The 21,466-nt window shown below is 68.7% G+C and carries 19 protein-coding genes and 1 rRNA gene; 9 read left to right on the top strand and 11 right to left on the bottom strand.

Annotation, left to right across the window (positions count from 1 at the left end; translation table 11 throughout):
* Positions 1 to 289: 289 nt before the first annotated feature.
* Together OHT51_RS33065 and OHT51_RS33060 are read right to left on the bottom strand one after the other, a co-directional pair.
* Positions 290 to 1,816 (bottom strand): 16S ribosomal RNA (locus tag OHT51_RS33065).
* A 533-nt stretch (positions 1,817 to 2,349) separates the two neighbouring features.
* Positions 2,350 to 3,000: a DNA-3-methyladenine glycosylase gene (locus tag OHT51_RS33060; protein ID WP_328882575.1), complete on the bottom strand. Its 651-nt coding sequence runs from the start codon at positions 2,998 to 3,000 to the stop codon at positions 2,350 to 2,352.
* A gap of 141 nt (positions 3,001 to 3,141) precedes the next feature.
* On the opposite strand from OHT51_RS33060, the gene OHT51_RS33055 reads away from it, so the two are divergent.
* From OHT51_RS33055 to OHT51_RS33045, 3 genes are all read left to right on the top strand, one after another.
* On the top strand, positions 3,142 to 3,924 hold the full coding sequence (locus OHT51_RS33055) for a sporulation protein (protein ID WP_328882574.1): 783 nt from the start codon (positions 3,142 to 3,144) through the stop codon (positions 3,922 to 3,924).
* 43 nt (positions 3,925 to 3,967) lie between these two features.
* Positions 3,968 to 4,507, top strand: a complete 540-nt coding sequence (locus OHT51_RS33050) for a YbhB/YbcL family Raf kinase inhibitor-like protein (protein ID WP_328882573.1) — start codon at positions 3,968 to 3,970, stop codon at positions 4,505 to 4,507.
* Between the two features lie 146 nt (positions 4,508 to 4,653).
* A complete protein-coding gene (locus OHT51_RS33045) occupies positions 4,654 to 5,160 on the top strand; it encodes an HNH endonuclease (RefSeq protein WP_328882572.1) in 507 nt (168 codons plus the stop codon).
* Between the two features lie 139 nt (positions 5,161 to 5,299).
* On the opposite strand, the gene OHT51_RS33040 is transcribed toward OHT51_RS33045, so the two are convergent.
* The 3 genes from OHT51_RS33040 to OHT51_RS33030 all read right to left on the bottom strand — a co-directional run bounded on the left by OHT51_RS33040 (position 5,300) and on the right by OHT51_RS33030 (position 7,700).
* Positions 5,300 to 6,244 carry an SPFH domain-containing protein gene (locus OHT51_RS33040; RefSeq protein WP_328882571.1) on the bottom strand — a complete coding sequence of 315 codons (945 nt, stop codon included), beginning with the start codon at positions 6,242 to 6,244 and terminating at the stop codon, positions 5,300 to 5,302.
* Between the two features lie 132 nt (positions 6,245 to 6,376).
* Complete coding sequence (locus tag OHT51_RS33035; RefSeq protein WP_328882570.1) at positions 6,377 to 6,808, bottom strand: NfeD family protein; 432 nt, start codon at positions 6,806 to 6,808, stop codon at positions 6,377 to 6,379.
* Positions 6,809 to 6,902: 94 nt separating this feature from the next.
* The gene (locus OHT51_RS33030) at positions 6,903 to 7,700 is read right to left on the bottom strand and encodes an ABC transporter ATP-binding protein (protein WP_328428683.1); all 798 of its coding nucleotides are present in this window, start codon (positions 7,698 to 7,700) and stop codon (positions 6,903 to 6,905) included.
* Positions 7,701 to 7,846: 146 nt separating this feature from the next.
* On the opposite strand from OHT51_RS33030, the gene OHT51_RS33025 reads away from it, so the two are divergent.
* A complete protein-coding gene (locus OHT51_RS33025) occupies positions 7,847 to 8,635 on the top strand; it encodes a hypothetical protein (protein ID WP_328882569.1) in 789 nt (262 codons plus the stop codon).
* Positions 8,636 to 8,874: 239 nt separating this feature from the next.
* Here OHT51_RS33025 and chpE read toward each other — a convergent pair whose 3' ends face one another.
* The 3 genes from chpE to OHT51_RS33010 form a co-directional block, all read right to left on the bottom strand.
* Positions 8,875 to 9,120 carry a chaplin ChpE gene (gene chpE, locus OHT51_RS33020; protein ID WP_328882568.1) on the bottom strand — a complete coding sequence of 82 codons (246 nt, stop codon included), beginning with the start codon at positions 9,118 to 9,120 and terminating at the stop codon, positions 8,875 to 8,877.
* Between the two features lie 168 nt (positions 9,121 to 9,288).
* On the bottom strand, positions 9,289 to 9,930 hold the full coding sequence (locus OHT51_RS33015) for a response regulator transcription factor (protein ID WP_328882567.1): 642 nt from the start codon (positions 9,928 to 9,930) through the stop codon (positions 9,289 to 9,291).
* On the bottom strand, positions 9,923 to 11,068 hold the full coding sequence (locus OHT51_RS33010) for a GAF domain-containing sensor histidine kinase (protein ID WP_328882566.1): 1,146 nt from the start codon (positions 11,066 to 11,068) through the stop codon (positions 9,923 to 9,925). The genes OHT51_RS33015 and OHT51_RS33010 overlap by 8 nt, the downstream gene beginning before the upstream one ends.
* Before the next feature lie 240 nt (positions 11,069 to 11,308).
* On the opposite strand from OHT51_RS33010, the gene OHT51_RS33005 reads away from it, so the two are divergent.
* The 3 genes from OHT51_RS33005 to OHT51_RS32995 all read left to right on the top strand — a co-directional run bounded on the left by OHT51_RS33005 (position 11,309) and on the right by OHT51_RS32995 (position 14,258).
* Entirely contained in the window at positions 11,309 to 12,007 is a 699-nt protein-coding gene (locus tag OHT51_RS33005) for an SDR family NAD(P)-dependent oxidoreductase (RefSeq protein ID WP_328882565.1), read from the top strand.
* Positions 12,004 to 13,197, top strand: coding sequence for an S-adenosylmethionine:tRNA ribosyltransferase-isomerase (locus OHT51_RS33000; protein ID WP_328882564.1), 1,194 nt, complete (start codon positions 12,004 to 12,006; stop codon positions 13,195 to 13,197). Before OHT51_RS33005 ends, OHT51_RS33000 begins: the two co-directional genes overlap by 4 nt.
* Positions 13,198 to 13,496: 299 nt before the next feature.
* Positions 13,497 to 14,258: a transglycosylase SLT domain-containing protein gene (locus OHT51_RS32995; RefSeq protein WP_328882563.1), complete on the top strand. Its 762-nt coding sequence runs from the start codon at positions 13,497 to 13,499 to the stop codon at positions 14,256 to 14,258.
* Positions 14,259 to 14,345: 87 nt separating this feature from the next.
* Here the strand turns inward: OHT51_RS32995 and OHT51_RS32990 are convergent, their stop codons facing one another.
* Positions 14,346 to 16,889 carry an ABC transporter ATP-binding protein/permease gene (locus OHT51_RS32990; protein WP_328882562.1) on the bottom strand — a complete coding sequence of 848 codons (2,544 nt, stop codon included), beginning with the start codon at positions 16,887 to 16,889 and terminating at the stop codon, positions 14,346 to 14,348.
* Between the two features lie 241 nt (positions 16,890 to 17,130).
* Between OHT51_RS32990 and OHT51_RS32985 the strand changes: the two genes are divergently transcribed.
* Both OHT51_RS32985 and serB read left to right on the top strand, forming a co-directional pair.
* Entirely contained in the window at positions 17,131 to 19,068 is a 1,938-nt protein-coding gene (locus OHT51_RS32985) for a streptophobe family protein (protein ID WP_328882561.1), read from the top strand.
* 273 nt (positions 19,069 to 19,341) lie between these two features.
* Positions 19,342 to 20,553, top strand: coding sequence for a phosphoserine phosphatase SerB (gene serB / locus OHT51_RS32980; protein WP_328882560.1), 1,212 nt, complete (start codon positions 19,342 to 19,344; stop codon positions 20,551 to 20,553).
* Between the two features lie 81 nt (positions 20,554 to 20,634).
* On the opposite strand, the gene OHT51_RS32975 is transcribed toward serB, so the two are convergent.
* Positions 20,635 to 21,153, bottom strand: a complete 519-nt coding sequence (locus OHT51_RS32975; protein ID WP_328882559.1) for a SixA phosphatase family protein — start codon at positions 21,151 to 21,153, stop codon at positions 20,635 to 20,637.
* Between the two features lie 65 nt (positions 21,154 to 21,218).
* Positions 21,219 to 21,425 (bottom strand): hypothetical protein, encoded by a 207-nt coding sequence (locus OHT51_RS32970; RefSeq protein WP_328882558.1) that lies wholly within the window; start codon positions 21,423 to 21,425, stop codon positions 21,219 to 21,221.
* Positions 21,426 to 21,466 lie beyond the last annotated feature (41 nt).

The following is a 21,466-nucleotide window of genomic DNA, read 5'->3' as shown; positions in this document are numbered from 1 at the left end:
GCAGTTCTCAAACAACGACCAGTACACCGTCACACACCACCACTGTGGTGCTACACCGGCGCCGGCAACCGAAGCACAACCTTGCGGCCGATACTTCAGACACCCAACAGCGTGCCCGACACACTCCCCGCTTCCCTCAACGTTCCACGCTCCGAAGAGCAGTACTAGAAGGAGAAGACGATCAAGTGTGCCGAATAATCAACGTTCCACCCATGAGCAACCACCGCAGAACGTTTGCCTGCGTAGTGGCCTCTGAACCGGGCAAGCCCGGCTTAGAAGTGCTCCTTAGAAAGGAGGTGATCCAGCCGCACCTTCCGGTACGGCTACCTTGTTACGACTTCGTCCCAATCGCCAGTCCCACCTTCGACAGCTCCCTCCCACAAGGGGTTGGGCCACCGGCTTCGGGTGTTACCGACTTTCGTGACGTGACGGGCGGTGTGTACAAGGCCCGGGAACGTATTCACCGCAGCAATGCTGATCTGCGATTACTAGCAACTCCGACTTCATGGGGTCGAGTTGCAGACCCCAATCCGAACTGAGACAGGCTTTTTGAGATTCGCTCCACCTCACGGTATCGCAGCTCATTGTACCTGCCATTGTAGCACGTGTGCAGCCCAAGACATAAGGGGCATGATGACTTGACGTCGTCCCCACCTTCCTCCGAGTTGACCCCGGCGGTCTCCTGTGAGTCCCCATCACCCCGAAGGGCATGCTGGCAACACAGAACAAGGGTTGCGCTCGTTGCGGGACTTAACCCAACATCTCACGACACGAGCTGACGACAGCCATGCACCACCTGTACACCGACCACTAAGGGGGGCACTATCTCTAATGCTTTCCGGTGTATGTCAAGCCTTGGTAAGGTTCTTCGCGTTGCGTCGAATTAAGCCACATGCTCCGCTGCTTGTGCGGGCCCCCGTCAATTCCTTTGAGTTTTAGCCTTGCGGCCGTACTCCCCAGGCGGGGAACTTAATGCGTTAGCTGCGGCACCGACGACGTGGAATGTCGCCAACACCTAGTTCCCACCGTTTACGGCGTGGACTACCAGGGTATCTAATCCTGTTCGCTCCCCACGCTTTCGCTCCTCAGCGTCAGTAATGGCCCAGAGATCCGCCTTCGCCACCGGTGTTCCTCCTGATATCTGCGCATTTCACCGCTACACCAGGAATTCCGATCTCCCCTACCACACTCTAGCTAGCCCGTATCGAATGCAGACCCGGGGTTAAGCCCCGGGCTTTCACACCCGACGTGACAAGCCGCCTACGAGCTCTTTACGCCCAATAATTCCGGACAACGCTTGCGCCCTACGTATTACCGCGGCTGCTGGCACGTAGTTAGCCGGCGCTTCTTCTGCAGGTACCGTCACTTTCGCTTCTTCCCTGCTGAAAGAGGTTTACAACCCGAAGGCCGTCATCCCTCACGCGGCGTCGCTGCATCAGGCTTTCGCCCATTGTGCAATATTCCCCACTGCTGCCTCCCGTAGGAGTCTGGGCCGTGTCTCAGTCCCAGTGTGGCCGGTCGCCCTCTCAGGCCGGCTACCCGTCGTCGCCTTGGTGAGCCATTACCTCACCAACAAGCTGATAGGCCGCGGGCTCATCCTTCACCGCCGGAGCTTTCAACCTTCACAGATGCCAGTGAAGGTGGTATCCGGTATTAGACCCCGTTTCCAGGGCTTGTCCCAGAGTGAAGGGCAGATTGCCCACGTGTTACTCACCCGTTCGCCACTAATCCCCACCGAAGTGGTTCATCGTTCGACTTGCATGTGTTAAGCACGCCGCCAGCGTTCGTCCTGAGCCAGGATCAAACTCTCCGTGAATGTTTTCCCGTAATCGGGACGACACATCACGAGAGCGGAACAGCCAGGCGGAATAAGCCCGGCCGTTCACAGCGTCCTCGCTGTGTTTATTTCAAAGGAACCTCGCCACCGGGAACTGATGTTTCCGGTAGACGGGGTATCAACATATCTGGCGTTGATTTTTGGCACGCTGTTGAGTTCTCAAGGAACGGACGCTTCCTTTGTACTCACCCTCTCGGGCTTTCCTCCGGGCGCTTCCCTTCGGTCTTGCGTTTCCGACTCTATCAGATCCTTTTCTCGATCCGATTCCCTGTCGGCGGGATGTCTTGAGGCTTTGGGCTTTCGCCCGTCGGCCTTTCGACATTCACTACGTTAGCCGATTCCCCCGCCCGATTCATAATCGGGCTCTGCGCAATCGAATTCGGGCATGCGGGCACGCCGGAATCGACCCCGCTTAGGGGTTCTCCTAGGTAGTGGGTTGGCCGCTCCGGCTGCTGACTTCGCAGTACCCGGTTCAGCGGCTCGGGCCACGTTACGCGCCTCGTCAGCGCGCGTCAACTTCGGCGACGCCTGGGGACGTGGGCCCGATAAGGGCTCACCGTGGGGTCGTTGGCGATCCAGTAGCGCCAGGGGTGGACGTCCCCGTTTCCGCCGTCGCCCGCCACGCCGGTGCGTGGGCCGTTGCGTACCTGGTCGGACGGGGTCGGGGTGCCCGTGAGGATCCTCAGCGGGGTCTCGCCGGAGGCGCAGGCGTCCGTGCCGTCCAGTGCTCGGTCCACGTCCAGGGCCGTTGCCAGGCGAGCCGGGCCTTTGGCCAGTTCCTTGTCGTTGCGGGCCGAGAGTCGACGTGTGCGGGCGAGCTCGGCGCCCTCGACGATCTCGCCGGCGCGCAGCAGGACCGCGCTCGCCTCGCCGTCGGGGCCGCACACCAGGTTCATGCAGTGCCACATGCCGTAGGTGAAGTAGACGTATACGTGTCCGGGGGGACCGAACATCACGTCATTGCGGGGCGTGCGGCCGCGATAGGCGTGGGAGCCGGGGTCGTTCGGGCCGTCGTAGGCCTCGACCTCTGTGAGGCGGAGGGTGATCGGACCGTCCGGGGTGCTGCGTACGAGGATGCGGCCCAAGAGGTCGGGGGCTACTTCAAGGACGGGCCGGTCGAAGAAGGCCCGGGGCAGGGGCGTACGGTCGGGGGTCGCGATCATGCCGTCCGAGGGTAGTGCAGACGGGTGGTTGCGACGGGGTGGTCAGGGGGTCTGCGACTTGCCAGGGTGGGAGCGCGGAACCGGCCACGGCCGGATCGCGTTTGTAGGGATCAAGGGATCCACTCTGAAAAGAGGAGAGTCATGGCGTTCAAGAAGCTGCTCGCGAGCCTGGGGGCCGGCGGGGCTTCGGTCGAGACGGTGCTGACGGAGGTCAACGTCGTCCCGGGCGGTGTCGTCCAGGGTGAGGTGCGGATTCAGGGCGGGTCCGTGAACCAGAACATCGAGGGCCTGTCCGTGGGCCTTCAGGCGCGTGTCGAGGTCGAGGGCCAGGACTCGGAGTACAAGCAGGACATCGAGTTCACGAAGATGCAGCTCGGTGGTGCCTTCGAGCTGCAGGCCGGGGGCGTGCACGCGGTGCCCTTCGGGCTGGAGATCCCGTGGGAGACGCCGGTCACGACGATCGACGGTCAGACGCTGCGCGGCATGAACATCGGTGTGACGACGGAGCTGGCGATCGCGCGGGCCGTGGACTCCACCGACCTGGACCCGATCAACGTGCACCCGCTGCCCGCGCAGAAGGCGATCCTCGACGCCTTCATCCAGCTGGGCTTCCGCTTCAAGAACGCGGACATGGAGCGCGGCCACATCCGCGGTACGCGGCAGAAGCTGCCGTTCTACCAGGAGATCGAGTTCTTCCCGCCGCAGCAGTACCGCGGGATCAACCAGGTCGAGCTGAGCTTCGTCGCGGACGAGCGCACGATGGACGTCGTCCTCGAAATGGACAAGAAGCCGGGGCTGTTCAGCGAGGGCAGCGACACCTTCCGGTCGTTCCAGGTGGGACTCAACGACTTCCAGGGGACCGACTGGGCGGCGTACCTCAACCAGTGGCTGTCCGAGGTCGGCAGCAAGCGCAACTGGTTCTAGGCTCGGAACTGCTGATTCCACCGGTTCATCAGGAGGTATCGAAGTGACCGAGCTCAAGCGGCGGCCGCTGCCCCACGACTTCCATCCGCCCGTGCCGTCCTTCACGGTCACGAGCGAGGACGTCGAGCAGGGCGGGACCCTCAAGGACGCTCAGGTCCACGCGGCGGGCAATACCTCGCCGCAACTGCGCTGGGAAGGCTTCCCGGCCGAGACCAAGAGCTTCGCCGTGACCTGCTACGACCCCGACGCCCCTACGGGCAGCGGGTTCTGGCACTGGGTCGTCTTCGACATCCCGGCCTCGGTGACCGAGCTGCCGGCCGGTGCGGGCAGCGGCAAGTTCGAGGGGCTGCCGGAGGGTGCCGTACAGGCGCGGAACGACTATGGGTCGAAGGAGTTCGGCGGTGCCGCGCCGCCGCCCGGGGACGGGCCGCATCGCTATGTGTTCACGGTGTACGCCGTGGACCAGGAGAAGCTCGGTCCGGACTCGGACGCCAGTCCGGCCGTCGTCGGATTCAACCTGCGGTTCCACGCGATCGCGCGCGCCCATGTGATCGGCGAGTACGAGGTGCCCGCCGAAGCCTGACGTTCACGGAACGTTTGCCCGCCCCTGGTCATGGAAGTGATCGGGGGCGGGCATTTTTTATTTCGTTGTCCATCTCGGCGTGCCCGGCCAGAGTTGATCCCAGCCCGCCACGGGGTGGGCGGCTGCATACGGGAGGTGGGCTGGTCATGCGGGACACGCTGGTACTGAACGCGAGCTTCGAGCCGCTGTCGACGGTGACGTTGAACCGAGCCGTCGTTCTGGTGCTTCAGGACAAGGCCGTCGTTGAGCAGGCCCACCCCGAACTGCGCATGCGCGGAGCCGCGGTCGACATACCCGCGCCCCGGGTGATCAGGCTCTGCAGGTACGTACGGGTGCCGTTCCGAAGACAAGCGCCGTGGTCGAGGCGGGGTGTTCTGGTGCGAGACCGGCACCGGTGCGCATACTGCGGGCGCAGGGCCACGACCGTGGACCACGTGGTGCCGCGGTCGCACGGTGGGCAGGACTCGTGGCTGAATACGGTCGCCTCGTGCGCCGAGGACAATCATCGGAAGGCCGACCGGACGCCTGAGCAGGCGGGGATGCCGTTGCTTCGGGAGCCGTTCGAGCCGACGCCTGCCGATGCGATGTTGCTGACGCTGGGGGCCGACGAGTTTGCTGCGCTGCCCGACTGGTTGGCGATGGACGCGGCCTGACCACTCGCCGTAGACCCATTGGTGGTTCGTAGGCTGCCGCTTCGTTGTGGCTTGTCGCGCAGTTCCCCGCGCCCCTAAAAGCCTTTGGGGCCCGCCTTCCTTGGAAGGCGGGCCCCATTGCCGTAGGGCCGTGTGCGTCTCAGTCGATCGACGGCTTCTCTCGGCGTTCCGTTCCTGTGCCGGAGCCGCCGTTGCCTGAACCTCCGCCCAGGCCGCCGAGGTTGCCCATCGCGCCCGACAGGCCCTTGAGGGCGTCGCCGATTTCGCTGGGGACGATCCAGAGCTTGTTGGCGTCGCCTTCGGCGATCTTGGGGAGCATCTGGAGGTACTGGTAGCTGAGGAGCTTCTGGTCGGGGTCGCCGGCGTGGATGGCCTCGAAGACCGTGCGGACGGCCTGGGCCTCGCCCTCGGCGCGCAGGGCGGCGGCCTTGGCCTCACCTTCGGCGCGCAGGATCTGGGACTGCTTCTCGCCTTCGGCGGTGAGGATCGCGGCCTGGCGCGTACCTTCCGCGGTGAGGATGGCGGCGCGCTTGTCACGGTCGGCGCGCATCTGCTTCTCCATCGAGTCCTGGATGGAGGTAGGTGGCTCAATTGCCTTGAGTTCGACGCGGTTTACGCGGATGCCCCACTTGCCCGTCGCCTCGTCGAGGACCCCGCGCAGGGCCGCGTTGATCTCCTCGCGGGAGGTCAGGGTGCGCTCCAGGTCCATGCCGCCGATGATGTTGCGGAGCGTGGTGACGGTGAGCTGCTCGATCGCCTGGATGTAGCTGGCGACCTCGTAGGTCGCGGCGCGGGCGTCGGTCACCTGGTAGTAGATGACGGTGTCGATGTTCACGACCAGGTTGTCCTGGGTGATCACCGGCTGGGGCGGGAACGGCACGACCTGTTCGCGCAGGTCGATGCGGTTGCGGATGGTGTCGATGAACGGGACCACGATGTTGAGGCCCGCGTTGAGTGTCCGCGTGTAGCGGCCGAAGCGCTCGACGATGGCCGCGCTGGCCTGCGGGATGACCTGGATCGTCTTGATCAGGGCGATGAAGACCAACACCACCAGAATGATCAAGACGATGATGACCGGTTCCATGGTCTTTCCCCGTACCCCTTCTCCGCCGCGGCTTCTTCCGCAGATCTTATGGTTGTTGAAGATCTTGCTGGTCGAGTCTGACAGACCGTCGCGGAACTCGCGGCGGGTTCGCGCCAGTTACGTCGTGCGAGGTCACATGACGATCGCCGTGGCCCCCTCGATGTCCACGACGTCCACTTCCTGGCCTACTTCGTAGGCGCGGTCGGTGTCGAGGGCGCGTGCCGACCAGACCTCCCCGGCGAGCTTGATCCGGCCGCCGGAGGCGTCGACGCGCTCCAGAACGACGGCCTGTCTGCCCTTCAAGGCCTCGATGCCGGTGGCGAGTTGGGGTCGCTGTGCGCGATGTCTGTTCGCGATGGGCCGTACGACGGCGATGAGTGCGGTCGAGACGACGACGAAGGACACGACCTGGACGACGGCGTCACCGCCGAGGATGCCGGCGACCACCGCGGCCGCCACGGCGCCCACCGCCAGCATGGCGAGTTCGGGCATCGCGGTGATCACGAGCCCGATGCCGAGCGCTGCCGCGCCGATCAACCACCAAACCCACGCGTCGATTTCCACATGGTCATGGTAGGACCGCGGGCCCGGTCGCCGACAGGGCGCCGATCGTTTGAAAAGCCCTTCTTACCGGGGTTTTGCGGGGTGAAGGAGCGAGTCAGGAGAGCGGGAGGCCCTGTGCCGTCCAGCGCTCGCCAACCTGTTCGACGACGAGCGGGAGGCCGAAGCAGAGGGAGAGGTTGCGGGAGGTGAGTTCGAGCTCCAGCGGGCCCGCGGCGAGGACCTTGCCCTGACGGATCATCAGGACGTGGGTGAAGCCGGGGGCGATCTCCTCGACGTGGTGCGTGACCATGATCATGGAGGGCGCGATCGGGTCGCGGGCGAGGCGGCCGAGGCGGCGTACGAGGTCCTCGCGGCCACCGAGGTCGAGGCCGGCGGCGGGCTCGTCGAGGAGAAGCAGCTCGGGGTCGGTCATCAGAGCACGGGCGATGAGTGTGCGCTTGCGCTCGCCCTCGGAGAGGGTGCCGAACTTGCGGTCCACGTAGTCGCTCATGCCGAGACGGTCGAGGAAGGCGCGGGCACGCTGCTCGTCGATCTCGTCGTAGTCCTCGTGCCAGCCGGCGGTCATGCCGTACGCGGCGGTCAGCACGGTCTGCAGGACCGTCTGCTTCTTGGGCAGCTTGTCGATCATGGCGACACCGGCCGTGCCGATGCGCGGACGCAGTTCGAAGACGTCGGTGCCGGGCTTGCCGAGGGTCTCGTCGAGGATGGAGACGGTGCCCTTGCTGGGGAAGAGGTAGCTGGAGGCGAGGTTCAGGAGGGTGGTCTTGCCGGCGCCGTTCGGGCCGAGGATGACCCAGCGCTCGCCCTCCTTGACCGACCAGGAGACCTGGTCCACCAGAGCCCGGCCCTCGCGGACCACGGATACGTCCTGAAGCTCCAGAACATCGCTCATGAGCGCGTTGTCTCCCCTTGCAGTGTGACCGGTCTCGGCGTCTCGGCGTCTCGGTGGTCGCGTGCGCCTGTGGGCGCAGCCCTCAACGAAATCTACGCCACCGGTCGGGCGCTTCATTCCATCGGTCCGGTCCTTAGGGTGGGGGCATGCTCTCGGAACCGCGTTCAGGACGCCTTGCGGCTTGGGGAAATGCCCTTTTGGCCGGACTTGTCTCGCCGGATGATGCTGTGCTGGAGATCGTCGGGGACGATGCCGTGCACCGGGTGGAGGGGCTGCCGGGTGAGTCGGCACCCGTCGGGCTCACGCTGGCGCTGGGCCGGCTGCGGACGCTCGGGGTGAGCGGGCTGCGGGTCGCGCTGCCCGCGCCGGGGCACCCGCTGGGGCTGAGCGGTCCGCCGGAGTTCAATGCGCGGGCGATGGATGCCGAGGAAGCGGTGATCTGTCACGGCGCCGCGATCGGGCTGGTGCCGGAGGTGTACGAGGCCGGGCCCGAGGGTGATGTGCATGTCGAGGTCGTCTGGCATGTGCTGCCGGTGCGGGGGGCGCCTCCTGCGGATGTGCCGTCTCTGGGCGAGGCCGAGCGGGAGCTGGCGGAGGCCCTGCGGGATGCGACCGAGGTGTTGTCCCGGCTGGACGTGGCCGGGTCGGGGCCGGTGGCCGAGGCGGCGATCGATGCGTATCGGGCTCGGGCCGAGCGGGGGCGGGAGGTTTTGGCGCCGGGATATCCGCCTCGGGCGGTGCGGGTGCTGGAGCTGGCGCAGCGGGTGGGGTTGTTGATTTCGCTGGCCTGTACGAACGGGCACGGGGGTGCGGTGAGCTCCGCTGAGATGAGGGCTCGGGCTGAGGCGTTGCGTCCGGTGGAGCGGGTGGCTCGGCGAGCGCAGGTTGCTTCGTACAACGCGTATGTGGAGGAGCGGGAGCGGGGCGTGCGGTGAGCGTCCGCTGTTTGTGGCCGGCTTTGGTGTGACCGTCCCCGGGGGCTCCGCCCCCAGGCCCCCGTTTCTGCCTGGACGGCCTCGTCCTCAAGCGCCGGACGGGCTGGATTGCGCCGGCCTGCGCTGGAGTGTCCCGGATCCTGCGCCGACCAAGGGTCCCGAAGCCCGTGCCGACAAACAGACCGGCCTCCCGGGGTGGGGCCGGGAGGCCGGAGGTCACTGCTCGCTTCGGGTGGGCGTCACTTGTTGACGGCCAGGTTGCCGAAGGCGGGGTTCAGGATGCCGACGACGTTCACGCTGTTGCCCGCGGCGTTGACCGGGATGTGAACCGGGGCCTGGACGAGGTTGCCCGAGGCGACGCCCGGGGAGCCCACGGCCTTGCCGTCGGCGTGCGCGCCATCGGTGGCGGAGGCCATACCGGCACCGGCGGCCAGCAGGCCACCCGCCACCATCGTCACGGCCGCTGCCTTCTTCAGGTTCTTCACTTTCGAGCCCTCCTTGCGATTGCCGCGGCAGTCGCCGCAGCACGCACTGAAAAACGGTGGAGATCCACGAAGGATGCGCCATCCGGGGGACATTCCCACGACGGTATGAATCTCAGTCCGGAGCGGAACCCTCCGTATTGCCGTCCGTCACGTCCTGCGGAGAGCGTTTCAGCCGGTCATGCCATGGCGTACGGCCCACAGGGCTGCCTGGGTGCGGTCCGCCAGGTCGAGTTTCATCAAGATGTTTGAGACGTGTGTCTTGACGGTCTTCTCGGAGAGGACCAGGGCCCGCGCGATCTCGCGGTTGGAGCGACCGTCGGCGATCAGGCCGAGCACCTCGCGTTCGCGGTCCGTCAGCGAACCGGCTCTTCCCTGCCCCGAGTTGGCCTCCTCCTGGGACAGCAGGGCGCCCGCGACCTCGGGTTGGAGCAGGATGTGCCCGGCGTGCACGGAACGGATGGCGCCGGCGAGGGCGTCCGGGTCCACGTCCTTGTAGACGTAGCCGGCGGCGCCCGCGCGCAGGGCGGGGATCACCGTGCGCTGTTCGGTGAAGCTGGTGACGATCAGCACGCGCACGGGGTTGCCCAGTTCGCGGAGCTTGCGCAGGGCGTCCACGCCGTCCATGCCCGGCATCTTGACGTCCATCAGCACGACGTCGGGCTTGAGTTCCTCGGCGCGGGCCACTCCCTCGGCGCCGTCGGCGGCCTCGCCCACGACCTCGATGTCGTCCTGCACTTCGAGGAACGTGCGCAGGCCCCGGCGGACGACCTGGTGGTCGTCGACGAGCAGCACCTTGATTGCGTCAGCCACCGGGGACCTCCATCTCGATCACGGTGCCCTTGCCGGGCGCCGATTCCACGGTCAGCGTGCCGCCGACCCCGCTCGCCCGGTCCCTCATGGAGACCAGGCCCAGGTGTCGCCCGGCGCGGCGTATCGCCTTCGGTTCGAAGCCGTCGCCGTCGTCCGTGATGCGCAGGACGGCTCCGCTGCCGCGCCTGTCCAGCGTCACGTCGACGTGCTCGCCGCCGGAGTGCCGCAGGGCGTTGTGCAGGGCCTCCTGGGTGACGCGCAGTACGGCCTCCTCCTGGGCGGCGGGCAGGGCCTTCACGCCGTGGCCGGCGAAGGTCACGCGCGCGGAGTGGGCGCGGTCGAGGACCTGGATCTGGGTGCGCAGGGTGGCGACGAGGCCGTCCTCGTCGAGGGCCGCGGGGCGCAACTCGACGACTGCGGCGCGCAGTTCGTCGGCGGCCTCGGCGGCGAGTGCGGCCACCTGGTGCAACTCGCCCTTGGCGCGGGACGGATCACGGTCGATCAGTGCGGCCGCCGCCTGGGCCGTCAGGCGCAGGGAGAAGAGCTTCTGGCTGACCGCGTCGTGCAGTTCGTGCGCGAGGCGCGAGCGTTCCTCGGCGATCGTCAGCTCGCGGCTGCGTTCGTACAGACGGGCGTTGGTCAGGGCGATCGCGGCGTGCTGGGCGAGGATGCCGAGGAGGTCCTCGTCCTCCTCGGTGAAGCCGCAACTGCCTTCCGGCTTCGGGCAGTTCTTGTTGGCCAGGAAGAGCGCACCGATGACCTCGTCGCCGTCCCGGATCGGCAGGCCCAGGAAGTCGGACATGTCGGGGTGCGCCGACGGCCAGCCCTCGAAGCGGGGGTCCTTGCGGACGTCGGCGAGGCGCTCGATCTCCGCCTCCTGGAGCATCGCGGCAAGGATGCCGTGCTGGCGTGGGAGCGGGCCGATGGCCTTCCACTGTTCGTCGCTGACTCCGTCTACCACGAACTGGGCGAAGCCGCCGTGGTCGTCCGGGACACCGAGCGCCGCATACTGCGCGTCGAGCAGCTCGCGGGCCGAGGCCACGATCGTCTTGAGGACGTCCCGCACCTCGAGATGCCTGCTCATGGCCAGCAGCGCGGAGCTCACCGCGGCTAGGCCGGACCTGGGGCCTTGACTCATGCCCTCACGGTACCGGCGGGGTGTGACAGCCGGATCGGACCTGTGGCGGCGGCCGGCTAGGGCGCCGGTCCTAGTCCTCCGGTCCCCCGGTCAGCGGCGTAGGGCGAACGGTCCCCGGTGCGGCTTAGGACGAAGGGCCCCGCGGCTTTGCGGCCCGCGTCCGAGGCGGTGCGGGCGGCCCCGTTCCTACGTTGGGGGCACCGCCGATCGGAGGCGGCCTGGTACGAGGGGACGGTTGTCATGTCGGTAGCAATCATCACGGGAGCCTCGAAGGGTCTGGGGCGCGCGCTCGCCGAGGCGCTGGCCTCGCGCGGCTGGGATCTGGTGCTCGACGCCAGGACGCCGGAGGTCCTCCAGGAGACCGCGGCCGGCCTCCGGTCGTACGGCACGCGCGTGCAGGCCGTACCGGGGGATGTCACGGACGCCGGGCACCGGGCCGAGCTGGTGGCTGCTGCCTGGCAGCTGGGCGGTGTCGATCTGCTGGTGAGCAACGCCAGCGCGCTGGGTGCCGAGCCGCTGGTACGGCTGGACGAGCTACCGCTGGAGGGACTGCGGCGGGCGCTGGAGGTGAACGTGGTCGCCGCGCTGGGCGTGGTCCAGGAGGCTCTGCCGCTGCTGCGGGCGTCCGGGACGGGCGCGGTGATCACAGTCAGCTCGGACGCTGCCGCCGAGGCGTACGAGACCTGGGGCGGGTACGGCGCGTCGAAGGCGGCGCTGGACCATCTCGCGGCCGTGCTCGGCGAGGAGGAGTCGGGGCTGCGGATCTGGGCGGTCGACCCCGGGGACATGGCCACGGACCTGTATGCGGCGGCCGTACCGGACGACGACGAGCCACGGCCGACGCCGGGCGATGTGGTGCCGGCCTTCCTGCGGCTGCTGGACGAGCGTCCGGCGAGCGGCCGCTACGGGGCGCCCGCTCTGCTGGAGGGACGGCGATGACGCTGGCGATGGGGGTCCCCCCGCGCGAGCCTGTTCGAGCGTGGGGGAGGGTGCCCGAGGAGCTGTCGGCCCGGGTGCCGGCCGAGCAGCGGGGGCCGGGGCTGGACCGGGATGCCGTACGGCTGCTGGTGTCGCGGGGCACCGAGGTGACGCATCACGCGTTCGGCGAGCTGCCGCGGCTGTTGCGGGCCGGGGATCTGCTGGTCGTGAACACGTCGGAGACGCTGGCCGCCGCCGTGGACGGGCGGATCGGGCACACGCGCGTGGTGGTGCACTTCTCCACGCGCGGGGACGACGGGCGGTGGGCGGTCGAGCTGCGGGATCCCGACGAGAGCGGCGCCACGCGCGCGCATATATGGGGCAGCGCGCGACGTGCTCGTTGGAAGGGCGGTGGCGGGCGGCGGGCGGGAGGGCCCGCGGGAACTGAGGTGGGGCTGCCGGGCGGGGTGCGGCTGGTGCTGGAGGAGCCGCTCGGGGCGGGGAGGGAGCGGCTGTGGTGGGCGCGGGTCGCCGGGTCCCGGGAGAGCTCCCGCGGGGCAGGGGTCCTCGGACTCATGCGTGAGCACGGGCGGCCGATTCGTTACTCCTATACGGAGCGCGACCAGCCGCTCTCCGTGTACCAGACGGTGTTCGCGCTGCCGTCCGCCGACGGGACGGGCAGCGCGGAGATGCCGAGTGCGGCGCGGCCCTTCACGCTGCGGATGGTGACGGAGCTGGTCAGCCGGGGTGTGCAGTTCGCGCCGATCACCCTGCACACCGGGGTCGCCTCGGCGGAGGCGCACGAGCCGCCGTATCCGGAGCGGTTCGCGGTGCCGGAGGCCTCGGCTCGGCTGATCAACGCGGCGAGGGCAGGTGACGGCCGGGTCGTCGCCGTGGGGACGACGGCCGTGCGGGCGGTGGAGTCGGCTGCGGGTGCCGACGGGCTCGTCCGCGCGCGTGAGGGGTGGACGGACCTCGTTGTCACGCCGGAGCGCGGGGTGCGGGTGGTGGACGGGCTGCTGACCGGGCTGCACGAGCCGGAGGCCTCGCATCTGCTGATGCTGGAGGCGGTCGCCGGGCGGGCCGCGATCGACCGCAGCTACGAGGCGGCGCTGCAAGGGCTCTACCTGTGGCACGAGTTCGGCGACGTGCATCTCATCCTGCCGGAGGAGGGTCCTCACACAGAGCGTTGCGCCAGCAACTGCCGGTGAGACTGTTACCCGGCCGATGTGAGCCCGCACATAGGGCGCAGGTCACGTACGAAAGTCCGTAGTAGGTAGCGACGTCCCTTTTGAGCGGGACAGACGGTCCTGTCTGTCCCGTTTTGCCCTTCCTGGGTCCACTACCGAGGATCGTACGTCACACCTTTGCCACGCCATTTTGCGGCCGCTAAGAATTGCTCTCGTCGCTCAGCGCCGTGGGTTCAGCCCGCGGCGTTTGTGCAGGAAGCACCCGTGTCCCCTGACGGACAGCGAGCGACCTCCGCGCTATTCGAAGAGGTCCCACTGCCATGCTCAAGAACACCAAGAACCGTCTTGATCGCACGCTCACCAAGCGCCACAAGATCGCGATAGCCGGCGTCGGTACGCTCGGCGCCGCCGCTCTCGCCCTGTCCGCCGTCCCGGGCAATGCCCAGACGACCACGGCCGACGCCCCCACGGGCAAGGTGGCGTACAGCAACGAGCAGATCAAGGACGTCAAGCCGAGCGTCACCAACCAGCTCGCCGCTGCCGGCGTGAAGGCCGAGGAGATGTCGGCCAAGCACGAGGCCGCCGTGGCCGCCGCCAAGCACCGCGCCGCCGTGGCCCACGACAAGCACGTGGCCGCCAAGGCCACCGCCGCGAAGAAGGCCGCAGCCGCGAAGAAGGCCGAGGCCTCGCGCAAGGCGAAGGAGGCCGCGAGCCGCGACGCCAAGCGCATCCAGGTCAAGCCGGTCGCTGCCAAGACCTACGCGAACAACCTCGACGGTTGGATCCGCGAGGCCCTCGACATCATGAAGAAGCACGACATCCCGGGCTCCTACAACGGCCTGCACAAGAACATCATGCGGGAGTCCTCGGGTAACCCGAACGCGATCAACAACTGGGACATCAACGCCCAGAACGGCGTCCCGTCGATCGGTCTGCTCCAGGTCATCAAGCCGACCTTCGACGCGTACCACGTCCCGGGCACGGCCAAGAGCCAGTACGACCCGGTCGCCAACCTCACGGCCGCCGCCAACTACGCGGCCGACCGGTACGGCTCGATCGACAACGTCAACAGCGCGTACTGAACGAGGTAGGCGCGGGCCTCTGATCCGTACGCCGAAGGGCGGCACCCTCCTGATGGGGTGCCGCCCTTCGGGCGCGGTACGGGAAGGCTACTTACGCATGACCTCGGGCTCGTGGCGGCGCAGGAAGCGGGCCACGAAGATGCCGCAGATCACGCCGAGGACGATCAGGGCGAACATGTCCATGGTCCAGGCGCCGACCGTGTGCTCCCACAGCGGGTCGTTGCTGTCGCCCTTGGCGGGCGGGCTGATCTGGTTGAAGTCGAGCGTGGCACCGGCGGCGGCGACCGCCCAGCGCGACGGCATCAGGTACGAGAGCTCGTTGACACCGATGGAGTTGGCCAGCGGGAACAGGCAGCCGGTGAAGACGACCTGGACGATCGCGAACATGACCAGCAGCGGCATGGTCTTCTCGGCGGTCTTCACCAGGGCCGAGATGATCAGGCCGAACATCATCGCGGTGAAGCCCAGTGCCATGATCGGAATACACAGCTCCAGCAGAATCTGGCTGCCGAGAATCAGGCCCTTGTCCGGGATGGTGCGGCTTGAGAAGCCGATGACACCGACCATCAAGCCCTGCAGCACCGTGATCAGGCCGAGCACGAACACCTTGGACATCAGGTACGCGGACCGGGACAGGCCGGTCGCGCGCTCCCGTTCGTAGATGACCCGTTCCTTGATCAGCTCACGGACGGAGTTGGCGGCGCCTGCGAAGCAGGCGCCCACCGCGAGGATCAGCAGGACGGTGAGGGCCGTGCCGTTGGCGACGGGCTTGCCGGTGTTCGGGTTGATCTCTGTGTTGACCAGGAGGTCCTTGCCGGAGTCGATGAGCAGGCTCACCGAGCCGAGGACGAGCGGCAGGATCACCGTCAGGGCCAGGAAGCCCTTGTCGGAGGCGATCACCGAGACGTAGCGGCGCACCAGGGTCAGGAACTGGGACAGCCAGCCCTGCGGCTTCGGCGGCCTCATCGCCTGCATGGGGGGCATCTGTACGGACTGCGGAGCAATCGCGTCGATGTCCGCGGCGTACATCTGGTAGTGCTGCGAGCCCTTCCAGCGGCCCGCCCAGTCGTAGTCGCGGTAGTTCTCGAAGGCGGAGAAGACGTCGGCCCAGGTGTCGTAGCCGAAGAAGTTCAGCGCCTCCTCCGGCGGACCGAAGTAGGCGACCGCACCGCCCGGCGCCATCACCAGGAGCTTGTCGCACAGTGCCAGCTCGGCCACCGAGTGCGTGACGACGAGCACCGTACGGCCGTCGTCGGCGAGGCCGCGCAGCAGCTGCATGACGTCGCGGTCCATGCCCGGGTCGAGGCCCGACGTGGGCTCGTCCAGGAAGATCAGCGACGGCTTGGTGAGCAGCTCCAGGGCCACCGAGACGCGCTTGCGCTGGCCGCCGGACAGAGAGGTGACCTTCTTGTCCTTGTGGATGTCGAGCTTCAGTTCGCGCAGCACCTCGTCGATGCGGGCGTCGCGCTCCCGGCCCGTGGTGTCGGCCGGGAAACGGAGCTTGGCCGCGTACTTGAGGGCCTTCTTGACGGTCAGCTCCTTGTGCAGGATGTCGTCCTGCGGGACCAGACCGATGCGCTGACGCAGCTCGGCGAACTGCTTGTAGAGGTTCCGGTTGTCGTAGAGGACGTCGCCCTGGTTGGCGGGCCGGTAGCCGGTGAGCGCCTTGAGCAGGGTCGACTTGCCCGAGCCGGACGGGCCGATGACCGCGATGAGCGACTTCTCCGGGACGCCGAAGGAGACGTCCTTGAGGATCTGCTTGCCGCCGTCGACCGTGACGGTCAGATGGCGGGCGGAGAAGGAGACCTCACCGGTGTCGACGAACTCCTCGAGGCGGTCGCCGACGATCCGGAACGTCGAGTGACCGACACCGACGATGTCCGCCGGGCCCAGCAGCTGCGAGCCGCCCTTGGCGATCGGCTGGCCGTTGACGTACGTGCCGTTGTGGGAGCCGAGGTCGCGGATCTCCATGCGGCCGTCGGGCGTCGAGTGGAACTCGGCGTGGTGCCGGGAGACCTGGAGGTCGGAGACGACCAGCTCGTTCTCCAGCGCACGGCCGATGCGCATCACGCGGCCGATGGAGAACTGATGGAACGTGGTGGGGCTGCGGTCGCCGTAGACCGGCGGCGCCCCCGCGCCACCACCGGGGCCCTGCTGCTGCGGGATATGAGCCGCGGCCTGCTGCGGCTGCTGCCAGCCGGCCTGCGGGGACCCCTGCTGCTGGGGGACCGGCTGCGGCGCCTGCTGCTGCGGGACCGGCTGGGCCCAGCCGGGGTTCGCGCCCTGCGCTGCGTACGGCTGCTGCTGTGGCTGAGCCTGCGGCGAGGCGACGGAGGCCGCGGTGCCGGAGAGGTTCAGGCATGGTCCGTCGGTCGCGTTGCCCAGGAACACGGCCGAGCCGCCGCCGATCTCCAGGTGATGGATCCGCTGGCCCTGCACGAACGTGCCGTTGGTGCTGCCGTGGTCCTCGATGACCCAACTGCGGCCGCTCCAGCTGATCGTGGCGTGCCGCCAGGACACTCTGGCGTCGTCGAGCACGATGTCACCCTGCGGATCACGTCCGAGGGTATAGGGCCTGGACGGGTCGAGCGTCCAGGTCCTTCCATTCAATTCCAGTACGAGTTCCGGCACTCCAGCCCCACTGAGTAGTCCCCCGAGTTACCCCCAACACAGGGAGTCTAGGGATGTCGAACATCGTCGGGAACTATTTCAGGCTCCGCCCCCTGACCGAAAGTCGGGCCTTGTGAGGACCACGCCCCCGCGCTTCGAATGGTTCCGTTGACGGGGTTGAAATCAGTCCGGAGAGTGGTAATCCACGCGAGGGGGACATGCGCGGCGAACAGTCGCCGCACTGCGGATCGGGGGGTCTGCCATGAGCGCGTCCACGAACGTCGAGAGCGCGAGGCACGGCACACGGCTGCCGTGGGGAGACATCCTGTTGTCCGCGATCGCCTGCGTGAGCTGGGCATTGATCGGGATGGCGGGCACGGCGGCACTCGGACTGCATCTGCTGGAGGCCGACGCCGCGGGCTCCCTGGGGCCCATGACCGCGGCGGTGGTGGCCCTAGGGGCGGGTGGTTCTGTCACCCCGTCCGGCGATGTGTCCGCTTTCGGGCTGACGGGCGCGGAGGCGTCGACCGCCATCGAGATCACGCCACTCGGGGTGAGCCTGGTCGGCGCGGTGCTGCTGTCGTGGTTCTTCCTGCGCTCCTTGCGCGGCGCGGGAGTTGTGATCGCTCCGCCCGAACTCCTCGCGCGCGCGGGCGCGGTGGTCGCGCTGTTCGTGGCGATGCTGGGCGGGCTGGCCTGGGCCGGGCACGACGTCATCACCATCGACGGGAGCTCACTGGGGCTCGACGACCTGCCGGGCGGTGGCGGGGGCGGGGGCGGGCTCGAGATCCCCGGAGTGGGGGACATCGGGGACATCGGCGGGCTGCTGCCCGACCAGATCGGTGACCTCATCGACGCGAAGGCGGCTGTCGGCTTCACGGTGGATACGGCGCCGACGCTGCTCGGCGGCATGGCCTGGTCCGCCGGCATCCTGCTGATCGCCCTGCTCGCCTCGCGCCGTACCCCGCTGCCGCGCGGCTGGGAGGCCGTGCACCGCGTCGTACGACCCGCCATGTCCGCTCTCGTCACGGTGCTGCTGGTGGCGGTGGCGGCCGGGCTCGCGGCGGCGGCGTACGCGGCGTTCGGCGACGACCACCCCAAGCGGATCGCCGGCGCGGCCCTGCTGGGCGCCCCGAACGGTGTCTGGCTCGGCATCCCGATCGGCCTGCTCGTGCCGTTCGACGGCCGGGCGACGGGGCCGCTGGTGGGCCTGCTCCCGGACCCCCTGGACGACCTTCTGAACAGCGGCGCCGACCAGTCCGTCACGCTGAGCAGGCTGGCGGAGCTGGACGGCCGGGTGTGGCTGCTGGGAGTCGCGGCGGCGGTGATGATGCTGCTCGCGGGAGTGCTGACGGCCGTGCGGACGCCGGTCGTGGCGGGCGCCCTGGAGAGCCCTGGTTCCGGGGACGTACGGGATCCGGGTGCCCTGCGCTTCGCCGGGCGGTGTGCGCTGCGGCTCGGTGTCGCCACGGCGTTGACGCTGCCGTTGCTCGCATGGCTGACGGAGCTGTCCGTGGACGCCTCGCTGTCGGTGCTGGGCTTCGATGCGTTCGGCGCCGGGGTGCGGTTGCAGGGGAACCTCGGTGTGGCGCTGCTGCTGGGGGCGGCTTGGGGGGCGGGGGCGGGCGCCGTGGGGGCCCTCATGGCCCGTGCGACCGGGGCGGCGGGGGCGCGGGCGGCGGCGCTTGCTCGGGGTGCGGTGCCGGGCGGGACCGGAGTGGCCGCGCCGTGGAGTACGGCGAGCTCGGCGGCCGAGGGCTCCGGGGTTTCGTCGGATGCAAGCCCGTCGGGGCCGTACGCCCCCGGCACGCCGTACCGGCCGCCCAACCGCGGGAGGAACCCGTATCTGCGGGTGCCGGACCGGCTGCGCGAACCGGAGGACGCGCGGCCGCCCGGCGCGGCGCCACCGCCCAGGGGCGCGCGGGCGGCCGACGACGCGCCGGGGCCTGATGCGCGGTGGGGGCGCGGTGGTGTGCGGCGCCCTGGTGACCCGCCGGTCGGCGAACCGCCAATTGGTGAGCCGCCGTCCGCCGGTGACGACGATGTGTACGGGGCGCCCACGGTCGTACGGCCGATTTCGCCGCCGCCGAGGTCGCCCCGGCCTCCGCGGCGGCGTGGGGACGGGTCGTCGTCCGGAGGGGCCGACGGGCCGCCCCCTCCGCCACCGCCGCCGCCGCGGAAGCCGAAGGGACGCCCGTGAGCCGCGCGCTGGGGCATGTCTCGGGCTGATCCGAGAGGGCTCGGGGGCGGCTGCCGGTCGGTGACTGCGGGGCCGCTGCGGCCGGTCGCGCAGTTCTCCGCGCCCCTGAGGCGCGGCCCCACCCACAGGTGCCGCTGTTGTGATGCACAGCCGGCGGCGCGTCCGTGGCCGTAACGTAAGGCTCGCGCCACCCGGTCGACACCCAGTGTTCCGTGTCCGCTAGACGGACCTCAGGGGCGGCAGGCACTGGGTGCCGGATACGGTGGAAGCACCATGAGCGCTTCGCAGACCTCTGACATCCCCACCCTTCTCGTCAAGATCTTCGGGAAGGACAGGCCGGGAATCACGGCCGGACTCTTCGACACGCTGGCCGCCTACTCCGTCGACGTGGTCGACATCGAGCAGGTCGTCACCCGTGGCCGGATCACGCTGTGCGCGCTCGTGACGCAGCCTCCGGCGGGGTTGGAGGGGGATCTGAGGGCGACCGTCCACAGCTGGGCCGATTCGATGAAGATGCAGGCGGAGATCATCTCCGGCCTGGGCGACAACCGGCCGCGTGGCCTCGGGCGCTCCCTGGTGACCGTGCTCGGGCACCCGCTGACCGCGGAGGCGGCGGCCTCGATCGCCTCCCGGATCACCAGGTCGGGCGGCAACATCGACCGTATCTTCCGGCTGGCCAAGTACCCCGTGACGGCGGTGGAGTTCGCGGTGTCCGGCGTGGAGACCGAGCCGCTGCGCACCGCCCTGGTGACCCACGCGGCGGCACTGGGTGTCGACATCGCGGTCGTCGCGGCGGGTCTGCACCGGCGCGCGCAGCGTCTCGTCGTCATGGACGTGGACTCGACCCTCATCCAGGACGAGGTGATCGAGCTCTTCGCGGGGCACGCCGGCTGCGAGGACAAGGTGGCCGAGGTGACGGCTGCCGCGATGCGCGGGGAGCTGGACTTCGAGCAGTCGCTGCACGCGCGCGTGGCCCTGCTGAAGGGGCTCGACGCCTCGGTGGTGGAGAAGGTGCGCACCGAGGTGCGGCTGACGCCGGGCGCGCGCACGCTGATCCGTACGCTGAAGCGGCTCGGCTATCAAGTGGGGGTCGTCTCGGGTGGGTTCACGCAGGTCACCGATGACTTGAAGGAACGGCTCGGGCTCGACTTCGCCCAGGCGAACACGCTGGAGATCGTCGACGGGCAGCTGACCGGCCGGGTCACCGGCGAGATCGTGGACCGGGCGGGCAAGGCGCGGCTGCTGCGCCGGTTCGCCGCCGAGGCCGGGGTGCCCCTGTCCCAGACGGTGGCGATCGGTGACGGTGCCAACGACCTGGACATGCTGAACGCCGCCGGCCTGGGCGTCGCCTTCAATGCCAAGCCGGTGGTGCGGGAGGCGGCGCACACCGCGGTGAACGTGCCCTTCCTGGACACGGTCCTGTATCTGCTGGGCGTCACCCGCGAAGAGGTCGAGGCCGCGGACATGCACGACGACGAGGTCTGACGACCGGCACCCCGCATCCGATGCCCTGGGTGCGCAGGGGCCCGGCGCCGCGACGGTGCCGGGCCCCTGTGCGTGGGTTCGTCACTCGGAGGGTGCCCAGTAGTCGAGCAGCGTGGCCACGCCGGGCTCCAGCGTCTTCCAGCTGCCGCCGAAGGACAGGACGGCGAAGGCGGCGGTCGGGAAGCCGCGGCGGCTCATCCGGTCGCGCGGTTCGGCCTCGGCCGAACCGGAGAGGATCTCGGCGAGGCCCTGCACGCCCGGGTTGTGGCCGATCAGCAGGACGTTCTGTGCGTCGTCGGGTGTTTCGTTGAGCACAGCAATCAGTTCGCCGGGCGAAGCCTCGTACACCCGCTCTTCGTAGACGGTTTTCGGCCGGTGCGGGAACTCATGGACGGCGAGCTTCCAGGTCTCCCGGGTCCGGGTCGCGGTGGAGCACAGGGCCAGGTCGAAAGGGATGTCGGTGTCGGCCAGCCTGCGGCCGGCCTCTGCCGCGTCCATTCGGCCCCGGTCGGCGAGCGGCCGCTCGTGGTCGTTCACCTGTGGCCAGTCGGCTTTCGCATGCCGGAAGAGGACAATCCTGCGGGATTCTGCGACGCTCATGAGATCCAGCTTCGCATGAAACAGGCCACGGGGCGCAGGGAGTTGACGGGCGGCTTCGGCGGTGCTCAGCGCGTGATCAGCTGAGCTATGCGCTCGAAGAGCTGGCTGATCGCGGGCTCGGCGGTCGCGGCATGCGCGTCGGACGGGTCGAGGATCAGCATCAGCAGCGTGATGAAGGCGAGCGTCGGCAGCGCGAGGGCCCACCAGGGCAGCCGGATGTCGGCACGGCCCGTGGACACCGGGTGGGGCGGGGTGTGCGTGCGGGCCGACATGTCGCCTCCGTGAGTCTTCGAGTGGTCCGTGACCGGCTCTC

This window comes from Streptomyces sp. NBC_00299 (assembly GCF_036173045.1).
GTDB lineage: Bacteria > Actinomycetota > Actinomycetes > Streptomycetales > Streptomycetaceae > Streptomyces > Streptomyces machairae.
Note: the sequence above shows the minus strand (reverse complement) of the source record. Positions and strands in the feature narration are given on the sequence as shown.